Below are 15291 nucleotides of genomic sequence, written 5' to 3' on the forward strand. Positions count from 1 at the left end.
GCCTGATCTTTTTCCCGTCCCGCGGGTATTTGGCCAGCCCCTTTTTTCGGCATTTGTCACGCATTTTCACGCCGCTCAACCTTGATTTAGCGTCTTGACAGATCAAGGTATTTTCACGGAAATGGTCATCCGCACGCTCCCGGGTCCTATCTCTCGATGATCAAATCCGAACTTGTTCAGCATATCGCCGAGCACAACCCGCATCTGTACCAGCGGGATGTCGAGAACATTGTGAATGCGATTCTCGAAGAGATCGTAGCGGCCCTCGCGCGCGGTGACCGCGTCGAGTTGCGCGGCTTCGGTGCCTTCTCGGTGAAGCATCGCCCTGCACGCGCCGGACGCAATCCGCGCACCGGCGCCCATGTTCCCGTCGACCAGAAGAGCGTTCCGTTCTTCAAGACCGGCAAGGAAATGCGCGAGCGGCTGAATCGCGACCATCCGGATCCCGGCGCGCCAGACTGAGGCCGGCGTCAGGATTTCCAACGGCCGCGTGGAGCGGCCGGAAGCTTGATTCAAGGCGGGCGAAGCGAGATGCGAAAGTTCCTGACCGCGCTGGTCGTGATTCCGCTGGGCCTGCTCCTGGTGGTTTTCGCCGTCGCCAACCGGCATTTCGTTACCGTCTCCTTTGACCCCTTCAACTCGACCGATGCGTTACTGTCCCGCTCGGTGCCGCTGTTCCTGCTCCTGATCCTGGTAGCCGCGCTGGGTGTCCTGGCCGGCGGCTCTGCCGTCTGGTTCGGCCAACGACACTGGCGGCGCGCGGCGCGCCGGCATGAGGCGGATGCGCGCACCGCCAGGGCCGAGCTGGCTGATCTACGGGCCTCGACGACCCCGGCGCGGCCGGATCCGCAGCGCCTTCCAGCCCCCTCCGGGATCGGCCTTTACGGGCCCATCGGGCGAGACAAGCAGCGCGCGACGTTGTAGAAGCGGCCGCAACCAAAAGCCCTGTTTTCCAGCCGCGGGCCCGCGGCCTCCATTTGCTTTGAGCCCATGTCCCTGCTCGTCAAAATCTGCGGCCTGTCCACGCGCGAGACGCTCGAAGCGGCGCTCGACGCGGGTGCCGACATGGTGGGGTTCGTGTTCTTTCCGCCGTCGCCGCGGCATCTGTCGCTGGACCTGGGACGCGAGCTCGGCCGGCAGGTGAAGCGGCGCGCGCTCAAGGTGGCGCTCAGCGTCGATGCCGACGACGCCACCCTCGAAAATATCGTGGACGCGCTGTCGCCCGACATCCTCCAGCTTCACGGCAAGGAGAGCGTGGCGCGGCTGCGCGACATCAAGCAGAGGTTCGGCCGGCCGGTGATGAAGGCGGTGCCGGTCGAGACGGCAGTCGAGCTCGCCGTGCTGCCCGGCTATGCCGCGGTCGCCGACCGCATCCTGTTCGACGCGCGCGCGCCGAAAGACGCGACCCGGCCTGGCGGCCTCGGAGCGCCCTTCGACTGGCATCTGCTCGAAAACCTCGAGCTATCGCTTCCGTACATGGTCTCGGGTGGACTTGATGCCCAGAACGTCGCCGAGGCTGTTCGCCTCACCCGTGCCGGCGGCGTCGACGTGTCCTCCGGCGTCGAGGGCGCCCCGGGCGTGAAGGATCCGGAGCTGATCAACGCCTTCATTCGCGCCGCGCGCGCCCCGCAAGAGTTGAGCGTCCGATGAACATCGCCAAACCAAACTCCTATCGCAGCGGTCCCGACGAGCGCGGGCATTTCGGCATTTTCGGCGGCCGCTTCGTCGCCGAAACCCTGATGCCGCTGATTCTCGATCTGGAGAAGGCCTACACTGAAGCCAAGGCCGACCCGGCCTTCCAGGCCGAGATGAACGGCTATCTCAAGCACTATGTCGGCCGGCCCTCGCCGCTCTATTTCGCGGAGCGCCTGACTGAGCATCTCGGCGGCGCAAAAATCTATTTGAAGCGCGAGGAGCTCAACCACACCGGCTCGCACAAGGTGAACAACGTGCTCGGCCAGATCATGCTGGCGCGGCGCATGGGCAAGAAGCGCATCATCGCCGAGACCGGCGCCGGCCAGCACGGCGTTGCCACCGCGACGCTGTGCGCCCGCTTCGGCCTCGAATGCGTGGTCTATATGGGCGCCGTCGACGTCGAGCGGCAGCAGCCCAACGTCATTCGCATGGTGATGCTGGGCGCAGAGGTGATCCCCGTGCAGTCGGGCACGCGCACGCTGAAGGACGCCATGAACGAGGCGCTGCGCGATTGGGTCACCAACGTGCACAACACCTTCTACTGCATCGGCACGGTGGCGGGTCCGCATCCTTATCCGACGCTGGTGCGCGATTTCCAGTCGATCATCGGCAACGAGACCAAGGTGCAGATGCAGGAGGTCGAAGGCCGCCTGCCTGATTCGCTGGTTGCCTGTATCGGCGGCGGCTCGAACGCGATGGGCCTGTTTCATCCGTTCCTCGACGATTCCACAGTCGAGATCTTCGGTGTCGAAGCTGCGGGCCATGGGCTGACGCAACTGCACGCCGCCTCGATCGCCGGCGGCCGTCCCGGCGTGCTGCACGGTAACCGCACCTATCTCCTGATGGACGCGGACGGCCAGATCCAGGACGCGCATTCGATCTCGGCCGGTCTCGACTATCCCGGCATCGGCCCCGAGCATTCCTGGCTGCACGAGATCGGCCGCGTCAACTATCTCTCCGCGACCGATGACGAGGCACTCGCGGCGTTCCAGCTGCTGTCGCGGCTCGAAGGCATCATCCCCGCGCTCGAGCCCGCGCATGCCATCGCCAAGGTGATGGAGCTCGCGCCGAAGCGGCCCAAAGATCACCTGATGGTCGTCAATCTCTCCGGCCGCGGCGACAAGGACGTACCGCAGGTCGGTGACATCCTGAGAGGCAAGGCCAAGTGACCACGCGTATCGACACCCGTTTTGCCGAGTTGAAGAAAGCGGGCCGCTCGGCCTTCGTCACCTTCCTGATGGCCGGCGATCCCGATCCGGCGACCTCGCTCGAGATCATCAAGGCGCTGCCGAAGGCGGGCGCCGACGTGATCGAGATCGGCATGCCTTTCACCGATCCGATGGCCGACGGTCCGTCGATTCAGGCCGCCGGCCTGCGCGCGCTCAAGGCCGGCATGACGCTGAAGAAGACGATCGAGCTGGTGCGCGGCTTCCGCAAGGACGACAACACCACGCCGATCGTGCTGATGGGCTACTACAACCCGATCTACATCTACGGCGTCGACAAGTTTCTTGCGGATGCGAAGACCGCCGGCATCGACGGCCTCATCATCGTCGACTTGCCGCCCGAGGAAGACGACGAGCTCTGTCTTCCGGCGATGAAGGCCGGCCTCAACTTCATTCGTTTGGCGACGCCGACGACCGACGACAAGCGCCTGCCGGCGGTGCTCGCCAACACGTCGGGCTTTGTCTACTACGTCTCGATCACCGGCATCACCGGCGCGGCGGCTGCCGACAGCACGGCTGTCAGCGGGGCTGTGGCCCGCATCAAGCGGCACACAGAACTGCCGGTCTGCGTCGGCTTCGGCATCCGTACGCCGGAGACCGCCCGCTCCATCGCGTCGCATGCCAACGGCGCCGTGGTCGGCACGGCGCTGGTCGATGCGCTCAAGAACAGCCTCGATACCGAGGGCCGGGCGACCGCCAAGACCGTTAACGCCGTTGCCGAATTGACGGCATCCCTGGCCCATGGCGTCAAGGGTGCGCGAGCGGCGGCGGAATAGGCCATAATTCCGCTCTCTGGGCGGGTCACACGGCGGCTTGCCGGGGCTGGGTCCGGCGGCCATATATCCCTTCAGGCGGTCCCGAAGCAGGACCGCTAATCGGAGCAAACCATGAACTGGCTTACCAATGTGGTCCGGCCGAAGATCCGCAACATGCTGCGGCGGGAGACGCCGGAGAATCTGTGGATCAAGTGCCCGGACTCCGGGCAGCTTGTGTTCTACAAGGACGTCGAGGCCAACCAGTTCGTCATCCCCGGCTCGAACTACCACATGCGCATGGGCGCGGTGGCGCGTTTGAAGTCGATCTTCGACAACGAGACCTGGTTCGACGTCGCATTGCCCGACGTCACGCCCGATCCGCTCAAGTTCCGTGACGAAAAGAAATACGTCGACCGCATCAAGGATGCGCGTGCGCGGACCAATTTGAACGACGCGATCAAGGTCGGCTACGGCAAGCTCGAAGGCGCGGCGATTGTCGTGGCTGTGCAGGATTTCGATTTCATGGGCGGCTCCCTTGGCATGGCCGCGGGCGAAGCCATCGTGCGCGGGCTCGAGCTCGCGGTCGAGAAGAAGTCGCCCTTCGTCGTGTTCGCTGCAAGCGGCGGCGCGCGCATGCAGGAAGGCATCTTGTCGCTGATGCAGATGCCGCGCACCACGGTTGCCGTGCAGATGCTGCGCGAGGCAAAACAGCCCTACATCGTCGTGCTGACCAACCCGACCACCGGTGGCGTCACCGCGTCCTACGCGATGCTCGGCGACGTGCAGATCGCGGAGCCCGGCGCGCTGATCGGCTTCGCCGGCGCGCGCGTGATCGAGCAGACCATCCGCGAAAAGCTGCCGGAGGGATTCCAGCGCGCCGAGTATCTGAAGGAGCACGGCATGGTCGACATGGTCGTGCATCGCCATGATTTGCGCTCGACGCTGGCGCGGCTCTGCCGCCTGTTGACAAAATCGCCGGCACTGGAGACTGCGCCGAAATCGCTGCAGCCGGTCATTAACCCGGCCCAGATCGTATTGGCCCCCGAGGTCGCGCCGGCCGCGCCGCACGCGTGAACGCCTCCGCGGACAGTGCAAAACCGTCGCTCGGTGAATTGATCGGGCGGCTGTCGGCGCTGCATCAGAAGCGCATCGACCTCGGGCTGGAGCGGATGCACCGCCTGCTCGAGCGGCTCGACCATCCCGAGCGCAAGCTGCCGCCGGTGATCCACATCGCCGGCACCAACGGCAAGGGCTCGACCCTCGCTTATCTGCGCGCGACGCTGGAAGCCGCGGGCTTGCGCGTCCATGCCTATACCTCGCCCTATCTGGTCCGCATCAACGAATGCTTCCGCCTCGGTCGTGTCGGTGGCGGCGTGCTGGTCGGTGACGACGAATTGCGCGCCGCGCTGGAGGAGGTCGAGCGCGTCAACGCCGGCGAGGCCGCGACCGTGTTCGAACTCAAGACCGCGGCCGCCTTGCACCTGTTTGCCCAGAACCCGGCCGATGTGGTGCTGCTCGAAGTCGGCCTCGGCGGCCGGCTCGATTCAACCAACGTGATCGAGACACCGGCGGCCTGCGTGATCACGCCGGTCAGCATGGATCATGTGGAATTTCTTGGTGACACCCTGGCGTCGATCGCCGGCGAGAAGGCTGCGATCATCAAGCGCGGCGTGCCCGTGATCTCGGCCGAGCAGGCGCCGGAGGCGATGGCGGTGATCGAGGCGCAAGCCAAGCGCATGCGCGCGCCGCTGTTTGCCGCGGGCGAAGGCTGGCATGTGAATGTCGAGCACGGGCGGCTGGTTTATTCCGACGATCGCGGCCTGATGGATCTTACGGCACCACGTCTGTTCGGCCGCCACCAGTTCGACAATGCCGGCCTCGCGATCGCGACGCTGCGCGCCACCAACGCCTTTAAGGTCAATCAGGCGGCGTTCGAAGCCGGCATCGTCAATGCCGAATGGCCGGCGCGGATGCAGCGCGTCAGTTCCGGCGAGCTGCTTGGCTGGGGTCCGCAGGGCTCGGAGATCTGGCTCGATGGCGGCCACAATGCCGAGGGCGGCCGCGTCGCGGCCGCTGCGCTCGCCGACCTCGAAGAGCGGGTGTCGCGGCCGCTGGTCGTGATTGCCGGCATGATGGCCAACAAGGATGCGCGGGCTTTCCTCGCCAATTTCGCCGGCCTCACCCGTCACATCATCGCGGTGCCGATTCCCGAAACGGAGAACGCGATGCCGGTGGACCGCCTCGCGGGTGCCGCGCGCAGCCTCAGCATGCGCGTCGAGATCGCGCCGGGCATCGAGGCTGCGCTGCGTGCGTTGTCGAAGCTAGCTTACGAAGTACCGCCGCGCATCCTGATCACCGGCTCGCTCTATCTCGCCGGCCACGTGCTCGCCATCAACGGCACGCCTCCTGCATAGACGGTCTCGTGTCCCGGACAAGGCTCGTCGCGGAAGCGAGGAGCCGCAGAGCCGCGGCACGATTGAGGGATGACGATGCGTTTTGCCGCGATTGCCGACGTCCACGGAAATTATCTCGCGTTGGAGGCGGCGCTCACCGACATCCGCGCCCACGGCATTGCGGACATCGTCAATCTCGGCGACATGCTGAGCGGCCCGCTCGATGCGCGGCGGACCATCGAGATCCTGATGAATCTCGACGCCGTGCACGTGCTCGGCAATCACGACCGCTATCTGCTCGACCGCGCGCCCGAGAAGATGGGCTCATGGGATCGTCCGGCGCATGCGCAGCTCGATGCCGCGCATCTGGAGTGGCTGCGCGCGCAGCCGATGACGCGGGTGTTCCGCGACCAGGTCTTCCTCTGCCACGCGACGCCCGACAACGATGAGGTCTATTGGCTCGATACAGTGCATCCCGACGGCACAGTCGCGATGTCCCTGCTCGACCGGATCGAGCAATTTGCTCAAGGCGTCACGCAGTCCCTGATCCTCTGCGCGCATACGCATCTCGCGCGTGCCGTGCGGCTTCGCGACGGCCGCATGATCGTCAATCCCGGCAGCGTCGGCAGCCCCGGCTATCGCGACAAGCATCCGTTCCCGCATGTCGTCGAAGCCGGCACGCCGCACGCGCGCTATGCGATTCTCGAGCTTGTCGAGGGCGCCTGGCAGGTGACGTTCCGTCATGTTGCGTATGATTACGAAGCGATGGCCGCGCTCGCGCGTCGCAACGGCCAGCCGGAGCTGGCGAACGCGCTGGCGACCGGATGGATCAAGTAAACATATTCTTCGTAGCCCGGATGGAGCGAAGCGCAATCCGGGGTTGCCTCCACGCGCACAATTCCCGGATTACGCTTGCGCTCCATCCGGGCTACGAGCGACGCTCACTTCAACAGCTTCATGGGATCGACGACCTTCTGCTTCAACTGCTCGAACGTGCATTGCCGCGGCGCCTTGTCTGGGCGCCAACGCAGGATCGAGGTGCCGTGGCGGAAGCGGTCGCCGCTGAAATGGTCGTAGCTGACCTCGATCACGAGCTTCGGCTTGAGCGGACACCATCTCGCCGAGCGCTCGGTGGACCATCGGCTCCGGCCGCCCGGCGCGTTGCCAGTGAAGCCGGGGGCATGATGCAGCAGGCCCTCATTATCGTAGAGCCCGAGCAGTAGTGAACCCACCACCTTCCGGCCCGCTAGTTTGCTGGTCGCGTAGCGGAAACCACCGATCACGCAATCGGCGCTGCGGAATTTCTTGATCTTCTGCATGCCGTCGCGATTTCCGGCCTGATAGGGCAGATCGATGCGCTTGGCGATCACCCCGTCCGAACCGCCGCCGAATTGCGCCAGCCGTTTTTGGGCCGTGGCGTAGCTCGTCGTGGCCGGCGAGAGGCGGAAGATGCTGCCCTTCAGATTGGCTTTCGCAAAAGCTTCCAGCGCCGGCCTTCGCTCGCCGAGCGGCTTCCCGGCGAGCTGTTTCTCCTTGGCGGTCGCAAGCAGATCGAAGGCGAGATAAAGCGCCGGCGTTTGCTGAGAGAGTTTTTTCACGCGGCTAGCGGCAGGGTGAATTCGCTGCAATAGCGCGTCGAAGGAGAAGCCCTTGCCGTGCGGCACGACGATCTCGCCGTCGAGCACGAAACGATCTGCCTTCAGCTTCAGGGCCACGGTGACGAGTTCGGGAAAATAGCGCGCCAGATCCTCGCCGGACTTGGAGCGGAGATCGACGCGCTCGCCATCGCGCGAGAGCAGGCAGCGAAAGCCGTCCCATTTCGGTTCGTACTGCCATTCCTTGCCGCGCGGGATCGCATCGACCGAGCGTGCTTCCATTGCAACGAAAGTGGTGAATTTTCGCGCACGTTTTGCGGGAGGGGCGGGCAAGCACAAGACTCGTCAAAAGCGTCTCGTCAAACGCGGGACACGCCCCTTCAACGCAAACGGCCGGCATTTCGCCGGCCGCTTTAAAAAAATATTCGTTTTCGCGAAGCGGATCAGACCGCGGAGGTGATCCACTGCTGAAGCTTCGCCTTCGGCGCCGCGCCAACCTGGCGGGAGGCCATCTCGCCGCCCTTGAAGATCATCAGGGTCGGGATCGACATCACGCCATACTTCGACGCGGTCTTTGGGCTCTCGTCGACGTTGAGCTTGACGATCTTTACCTTGTCGCCCATGGCGCCGGCGATTTCGTCGAGCGCGGGTGCGATCATGCGGCAGGGGCCGCACCATTCGGCCCAGAAATCGACCACGACCGGGCCGTTCGCCTTGAGCACTTCGGCTTCGAAATCGGAATCGGAAACCTTACCAACGGCCATGGGAATACCTCGTACCTGAGAGAAGGGCGCGATGGGAATCGCACCGAGATCATGGCGTCAACCTATGAATGGCTCCTTGCCGGGTCAAGGACGCTCACGCCGACATGAAGGGATGCCAGCGCCGCGTCCAGCGCGGGCTCTGAAATCTCCATATATTCAAGGGCCTCGGTCCAGAGCAGAATCGCACGGATCGGCTTTTGGGGATAAAGCCTGGCGAGCACCGCCCGGTACAGCGCGAGCTGCCGGACATAGGCCGCGGGCGCCTCGGCCGCGCTGCTGGGAGGGCTCTGGTTGGTCTTGAAATCGACGATCAGGACCTCCTCCGGTGTGACCACCAGCCGGTCGATCTGGCCGGACACCAGCGCCGGTGGCCGGTCCGGCCGTTCTAGCCGGCCGACGATAGCGACCTCCGCCCGGCTGCCGGCGCCAAAGACGGGTGCGAATCGCGGCTCGGCGATCAAGCCGAGTACCTTGTCGGCCAATGCGGCGCGGTCAGCCTCCGTCCAGTCCGAGGCGTTGCGCGCCATGAAGCCGAGCGCTGCCTCACGCCGGCGCTCGTAGGCGATGTCGGGCAGCGATTGCAGCAACCGGTGGACCAGCGTCCCGCGTTGCAGCGCAAGCGCGCGGGACTGGACCGATTCGCCGCTCCGCACCGCGCGGCCCGCCTCGGCCGACTGGCCGGAGGGGCGCAGCGGATCGTCGTCGATGGTCTCGCGCGGCGGCGCCGTCCGCAGCCAGGCTGGCAGCTCGACGGTCTGGTCCACCGAGGTCGCGGGGGTGCCGAGCGCCGCGACGTCCTCCGGCCGGGCAAAGCGGGTCACCTTTCCAAGCGGCGTCTCGACCGTCTGTTTCTCCAGGCCCGATCCAGTGAGGCCCTTGTCGATCAGGTCGTACCAGCTGAGCTTGCGGACTGTCTTCATGTTGCCCGGCATGCAGCCGCCAACGATCAGGCGATCGGCCGCGCGCGTCATCGCCACATAGAGTAGGCGGCGGTACTCGTCCTCGGTTTCTTCGAGCATGGCCTTGCGCGCGTCGACGACGGGCTTTGGATCGTCCGCCTTGCGGCCGGCCCAGACCACGATCTCGCCGCCATTGCCGCGCGGCACATGGATCAGTCGCAAGCGTTGCGTGTCCGCGGGCGAGGACGTGGTGTCAACCATGAACACGACGGAGGCCTCCAGGCCCTTGGCGCCGTGCACGGTCATCACCCGCACCTCGTCACGCGAAATCTCCATGTCGCGCTTCACTTCGGTGTCGGCCGAGCGCAGCCAGGCCATGAAGCCTTGCAGCGAGGCCGGCGCCTTGCGCTCGTAATTCAGCGCGAGCTCCAGAAATTCGTCGAGCGCGTCGTTGGCCTCGTGGCCGAGCCGGCGCAGGATGCGCGCGCGTCCCTCGTCGCCGCCGAGCAGCCAGGCATAGAAGGCAAACGGCGTCTCGTCGCGGGCGCGGACTGCGCAGGTTTCCAGGCGCCGGAGAGCCGTGGCGAACTTTTCGCTGGTGGCCGCACGCTCGCCGAGCGCGCGGCGCAGCGATCCCTTGCGATCCCAGGCGAGCGCGAACAGGTCGTCGTCGTCGAGGCCGAACAGCGGGCTTTTCAGCGCGACCGCAAGCGCGAGGTCGTCCTGCGGCAGCAGCAACGCATCCGCAAGGTTCATCAGATCGATGATCGCAATGTGCTCGGTGAGTTTCAGCCGGTCGGCGCCGGCGACCGGGACATTGGCATGCTTCAGCGCCTGGATCACGGCATCGAACGCGTTGCCGCGCCGCCGCACCAGGATCAGCATGTCGCCATAGCGTAGCGGCCGCCGCTCGCCTTCGTGTCCGGTCAGCGTGCCGCTCTCGACCAACCGCTTGATCTCGGTCTGGATGCGGCGGGCAAGCTTCACCTCCGGGCTGGTGACGGCGACGCCGTCGAACGGTGCGCGCCAGCCCTCAATGTCCTGCCTGTCGTCAGCTTCGGCGAGATCCCACAGCTCGATCACGCTCGGACCTGCGTCTGTCAGCGCGTTGTGCAGGGGATGGCCGATCTCGACCGCATGGATGCTCTTGTAGATCTCCGGCTCGCGGAACACGTGGTCGACCGAGTGCAGGATCGTCGCGCCCGAGCGGAACGAGTAGGTGAAGGCAACAGGATCGAATTTCAGCCCGGCGGCGGTGAACTTGCGGTTCAGCTCGCGCCGGCGTGCGTCGAATTCGTGGGGTGCTGCGCCCTGGAACGAGAAGATCGACTGCTTCTCGTCGCCGACGGCGAAAACCGTACGGTTCAGGCCCTCGCGCGCGCCTTCGCCGGCGGTGAATTCCGAGATGATGTGCGCGACGATATCCCATTGCCGCGGGCTCGTATCCTGGGCTTCGTCGATCAGGACGTGATCGACGCCGCGGTCGAGCTTGTAGTGCACCCAGCCCGAAGAGACGCGGTTCAGCATCGCCAGCGTCTTGTCGATCAGGTCGTCGTAGTCGAGCAGTCCGCGCTCCTGCTTCTCGCGCCGATAATTTGCGGCAGCGGCAGTCGCGATATGCAGGAGAGCCGCGGTGCGGTCGCGCACGGTTATCGCGCGGCGCCTTTCGATCAGTCCACTGAGGCGCTGCGCCTCGGCCTCGAACAGGCGAGCGACGGACGGATTGTGATCGCAGAACTTCTTGGTCAAAACCGCCTTGCGCGGCAGCTTCTCGTCGGTGAGGAAGACACTGAGATAAGCATCGACCTGCGCACTGTCGGAAAACATTTTGGCCGCGCGCAGGCGATCCGCCTGGTCGTTGTCTGACTTGCTCCCGTCTTCCAGCGCAAAGGCGATATCGTCCCAGCGTGATCGCGGCAGGAACGGTCCGTCGAGAATCTCTTGCTCGATGTCCTCGATACGGTCGTTCGCATCCACGCCCAGCACCGCCGCCATCTCCACGGCAGCGGCTTCCGCGCTGCCGGCCTCATCGGTCCAGGCCATGAAATGGTCGCGGCTCAGACAAGCTTCCCGTACGACCTCCTTGAAGGTGACGTCGGCAGCGTTCGCCATCGCCGTCAGCATCGCGCGGCCGGTAACGCTATCGGGGTCGCGCGCGGCCTCCAGCAGCACCTTCAGATTGGCGCGCTCCATCATGTCGGTCTGGTCGCGCTCGTCGATCACGGCGAAGCGCGCCGGCACGTTGGCCTCGAACGGAAATTGCTGGAGCAGGCGCGTGCACAGCGCGTGAATGGTCTGCACCTTCAAGCCGCCCGGCGTCTCCAGCGCGCAGGCGAACAGCTTTCGCGCTTCGCGCCGCAGCTTTGCGCTGGGGTGCGGGATGCCGGCCGCGCGGATCGCTGTATCGAGCGCGGTATCGTCCAGCGTCACCCAATGCCCGAGCGTGGTGAACACGCGCTCGGCCATGTTGGCGGCGGCGGCCTTGGTGAAGGTGATGCAGAGGATCTTTTCCGGCGGCACGCCCGATAGCAGCAGGCGAATCACGCGCTGCACCAGCACATGCGTCTTGCCCGAGCCGGCGTTGGCCGACACGAAGGCCGATGCGGTCGGATCGGACGCGCGCGCCTGCGTCGCGCGCACGGAATCGGGAATGGGACGCGGTGCTCTCACCATTCTTCGATCCCCAGTCCGCCGGCCGCCGACCATTCCTTGATGCGGGCGAGGTCGTCATAGGTGCCGTAGCGGTTCGTCCACATCGGCAGGTTCAGCGAGGTGTAGGCCTGATTCTCATCCTCGAAGGCGCGGATCAGCGCCTCAAGTTTTCGCCGAGCCTCGGCGGCCGCCGTGTCCGGCGGCTGGGCCTCGTCGCCTTGCTTGATCTTGAGCTCGAGGATGCGCTCCTCGCCCGGCGGATTGTTGCCGCTCAAGCGAACGTAGACGAGCTGGCTCACCGAGGAGCCGGCGTCGATGCCGGAAAAGCCGCCCTCGCGCAGGATTGCGGCTTCCAGTGTGAGCTGCGGCGACAGGCCCATGCGGACCTGCTTGCCGGTCGGCGGCTGGCCGGTCTTGTAGTCGAGGATGGCGTAGCCGCCGCCCTGGCGCCGCTCGATGCGATCGGCGCGCGCGGAGAGGCGGAAGCTGCGCTCCTTGTCCAGCGCGATCGAAATCTCGCCGCGGGTCTCCGCGGTGATGGCCTCGATCACGTCGCGGCGCGTCGTCTCCCATTCACCGAACCAGCGTGCGATACGCTGGAAGCGCGGCCACCACAGCGCCCGTGCCTCGGGGCGCTCCATCAGCGGCGCGAAGTACTTTTCGCCGATCGCGCGCAGCACGCGGGTAGGATCGTCAGGCAGATGCGTTGCATAGGTTTCGGTGAATTCGCCGAGCGCATCGTGGATCGCCGAGCCGCGGTCGGCGGCCGACAGCGGCATGTCGACGGGATCGAGCGCATCGAGCCGCAGAATGTGTTTGGCGTAGATGGTGTAGGGATCGCGCAGCCAGTCCTCGATCGCGGTGACTGAGAGCTTGAGCGGCCGTGTCGCACGCGGCGGCCGCGGTTCGGGTTGCTTGATCGGCTTGACCTCGGCGGCCTGGTCCAGCGCGCCCGCGAACTGCACGTATTTCTCGCCGGCGTGTTTTGCCGTTTTCCAGTGCGCGTCGCCCGCGACCGCTTCCAGCCGGTGCAGGAAGCGTGAGGCCACCGCCGGCGCGCCGCCGGCCTTGGCGGAATGGGTGAGGATCACCTCATCCGCGCCGAGCAGCTGCGCGAAATCGTGGGCGGAGAGGCCGATGCGCCGCTCCGGCAGATCGAGACCGAGCTCGTGCCGCATCGGCCGGCTCAGCCAGGGATCGATGCGCGGCGCCGGCGGCCAGACGCCCTCGATCAGACCGCCGACGATGACGCGGTCGGCCTGCATCAGGCGCGATTCCAGCGGGCCGTAGATGTGGAGCCGCGCGCCCGGTCTGTCCGGCCGCCGCACCGCGCGTTCGCCGAACGCGGTCTGGAAGACGTCCGGATATTCCGGTAGCGGCACCAACAATCCGCTGGCCGTGCCGCCGCGCAGGAGATCGTCGAAGGCGGCGGCGAGCGCGAGGCCTTCGCGCTCTTCGAGAGCAAGCGGGATGCCCTGCTCGTCGCGCGACAGCTCGATCAGGATCTCGCGATGGCGATGCGCCAGCTCGGCGAAGTCATAGGGCTTTGACGACGCCAGTCTCTCGATCGGCGCCAATGCCTTTTGCAGGATATCGATCAGCGCCTGGATGCGATCGAGATCCTCCGCCTTGAGGCGCGCGCGTGGCTCTGCGCGGTGCAGCGCGGAGACTTCGTTGCGCCACAGTTTTGCGAGCTCCTCGCGAAAACGGTTGAACTCGCGCAGCAGGCCTGCGGTGCCCGCGGGCGGACGCGTGCCGCGCAGTACTGCAAGCTCCAGGCCTTCAATCGCTGCCTTCCATGCGCCTGGCGCGCGGCCGAGCCGGCACAGCGGATGTTTCAGCATCGCCAGCAGCGTCGACGGCTCCAATCCCTTGGTCGCCGCTTCGGCTGCGAGGCGTGCGAAAATGCCGGCCGAGGTTTCCATCAGCACGTCGCCGCCGGAATCATCGAAGGCGAGATTCCATCGGGTGAGTGCGGCCATCACCCGCCGCGCCAACGCGCGGTCCGGCGTCACCAGTGCCGCCGATTTGTCGAGATGCCGTGCCTCGCGCATCGCAATGGCGATCGCAAGCGCTTCCATCTCGGGATTGGAAGCCTCGACCACTGAGAGGTCTTTCATGCCGCCGGCGATCTTTGCTGCGACATCCGGCTGCTTCAGCCGGTCGTGCCAGATCTCCGTCGTGGCGGATGGCCGCATCGACTCGGACGCCAGGAGATCGCGTCCACCTTCCGCCGGCGGAAGCAGGATGTCGACGTCGCTGCGCTTGACGCCGAAACGCTGCAGCAGCGCGTGCATGGCATATTGCGGATGGTTCGACGCCGGATGCTCCACAAATTTGCCCAGCGCATCGCGCACGCCGCCGATGGTTCGCCAGGCGTCCTCGTCGAGATCGGTGTCGAGCCCCGGCAGCACCACCGCGCCGTGCGGGAGCGAGGCGACTGCATGAAGAAATTTTGCAGTGGCCGGCATCGAGCCGGTCGAGCCGGCCGCGATCACGGGACCGTTGGGATGCGTGGTCAACCGCGTCGCTTCGGCGGCGATGAGCCGGTCGCGCCGCGCCGCAGGCTCGATCCTGTTGATCTCGGCGAGGTGGCTGGGCCAGGCGATGCGGGCGATGTGCAGGAACTGAAGCGAGTGCTGCCAATATTGATCGAGCTGGTCGGGCACGAGGCCATCGAGCGCGCTCCAGTCGACGCCGCGCGTGACCATGTCGTCGATCAGGCGCGCGAGATCTGAGGCCAGCGCCAGCGTCGAGGCGGGGCCGCCGACCACCAGCGGCGCCAGCACCGGGCCCTTGGCCCAGGCTGCGACCAGTTGCGCCAACGTCAGCCGCCGATCGAGCTCGTCCAATCGCGGTGGAATGTCGAGCGGCGTCGCACCGGAAAACTGCTCCGCCTCCTCCGCAAAGGCGAGCTCATCCTCATCGATGTCGCCGAGCGCGACGATGCGCGGCAGCACCACCGCGTCCGTCCTCATCTCGTCGAGGAAGATCTCGCGGACGACGCGCATGGCGCGCCGCGTCGGCAAATAGAGCGTGGCGTCCGCAAGCCGCGCCGGCTCGTTTCGCGCCTCGAAGCCGTCGACCAGCTGGCCGTCGAGCAGCGCCGAGACGACGGTGCGCAGGAACGGAACTGAGACTGGAACGCTGAAAACGCGCATGAGCTGCCTGATTCGGGGATCAGGCGCCAATATAGCGAAGCGAACTCAAATGGTCATTGGTGCAGGCCGAGTCTTCCCCGCTGTCCCGGTGTCATTCCGGGGCGATGCGTAGCATCGAAACCCGGAATCTCGAGATTCTCAGGTGCGCAAT

12 protein-coding genes are annotated in these 15291 nt (G+C 65.8%); 8 read left to right on the plus strand and 4 right to left on the minus strand.

Features of this window, described 5'->3' with window-relative positions:
- Positions 1–156: 156 nt before the first annotated feature.
- From IVB18_RS00745 to IVB18_RS00780, 8 genes are all read left to right on the plus strand, one after another.
- Positions 157–462 carry an integration host factor subunit beta gene (locus IVB18_RS00745; protein ID WP_247987446.1) on the plus strand — a complete coding sequence of 102 codons (306 nt, stop codon included), beginning with the start codon at positions 157–159 and terminating at the stop codon, positions 460–462.
- Between the two features lie 69 nt (positions 463–531).
- On the plus strand, positions 532–924 hold the full coding sequence (locus IVB18_RS00750; protein WP_247987447.1) for a lipopolysaccharide assembly protein LapA domain-containing protein: 393 nt from the start codon (positions 532–534) through the stop codon (positions 922–924).
- Between the two features lie 66 nt (positions 925–990).
- Complete coding sequence (locus IVB18_RS00755) at positions 991–1650, plus strand: phosphoribosylanthranilate isomerase (protein ID WP_247987448.1); 660 nt, start codon at positions 991–993, stop codon at positions 1648–1650.
- Complete coding sequence (gene trpB, locus IVB18_RS00760) at positions 1647–2864, plus strand: tryptophan synthase subunit beta (protein ID WP_247987449.1); 1218 nt, start codon at positions 1647–1649, stop codon at positions 2862–2864. Before IVB18_RS00755 ends, trpB begins: the two co-directional genes overlap by 4 nt.
- Positions 2861–3697, plus strand: a complete 837-nt coding sequence (trpA, locus tag IVB18_RS00765) for a tryptophan synthase subunit alpha (protein ID WP_247987450.1) — start codon at positions 2861–2863, stop codon at positions 3695–3697. Before trpB ends, trpA begins: the two co-directional genes overlap by 4 nt.
- A gap of 111 nt (positions 3698–3808) precedes the next feature.
- Positions 3809–4750 carry an acetyl-CoA carboxylase, carboxyltransferase subunit beta gene (gene accD, locus IVB18_RS00770; protein ID WP_247987451.1) on the plus strand — a complete coding sequence of 314 codons (942 nt, stop codon included), beginning with the start codon at positions 3809–3811 and terminating at the stop codon, positions 4748–4750.
- Positions 4747–6090: a folylpolyglutamate synthase/dihydrofolate synthase family protein gene (locus tag IVB18_RS00775; RefSeq protein WP_247987452.1), complete on the plus strand. Its 1344-nt coding sequence runs from the start codon at positions 4747–4749 to the stop codon at positions 6088–6090. Before accD ends, IVB18_RS00775 begins: the two co-directional genes overlap by 4 nt.
- 75 nt (positions 6091–6165) lie before the next feature.
- The gene (locus IVB18_RS00780; RefSeq protein WP_247991931.1) at positions 6166–6906 is read left to right on the plus strand and encodes a metallophosphoesterase family protein; all 741 of its coding nucleotides are present in this window, start codon (positions 6166–6168) and stop codon (positions 6904–6906) included.
- Positions 6907–7010: 104 nt separating this feature from the next.
- On the opposite strand, the gene IVB18_RS00785 is transcribed toward IVB18_RS00780, so the two are convergent.
- From IVB18_RS00785 to addB, 4 genes are all read right to left on the minus strand, one after another.
- Positions 7011–7946, minus strand: a complete 936-nt coding sequence (locus IVB18_RS00785; protein ID WP_247991932.1) for an ATP-dependent DNA ligase — start codon at positions 7944–7946, stop codon at positions 7011–7013.
- A 161-nt stretch (positions 7947–8107) separates the two neighbouring features.
- Positions 8108–8428: a thioredoxin gene (trxA, locus tag IVB18_RS00790; protein ID WP_092289405.1), complete on the minus strand. Its 321-nt coding sequence runs from the start codon at positions 8426–8428 to the stop codon at positions 8108–8110.
- A 62-nt stretch (positions 8429–8490) separates the two neighbouring features.
- Positions 8491–12000, minus strand: coding sequence for a double-strand break repair helicase AddA (gene addA / locus IVB18_RS00795; protein ID WP_247987453.1), 3510 nt, complete (start codon positions 11998–12000; stop codon positions 8491–8493).
- Positions 11994–15140, minus strand: coding sequence for a double-strand break repair protein AddB (gene addB, locus IVB18_RS00800; protein ID WP_247987454.1), 3147 nt, complete (start codon positions 15138–15140; stop codon positions 11994–11996). The genes addA and addB overlap by 7 nt, the downstream gene beginning before the upstream one ends.
- Positions 15141–15291 lie beyond the last annotated feature (151 nt).

Origin of the sequence: Bradyrhizobium sp. 186, assembly GCF_023101685.1 — a bacterium.
GTDB lineage: Bacteria > Pseudomonadota > Alphaproteobacteria > Rhizobiales > Xanthobacteraceae > Bradyrhizobium.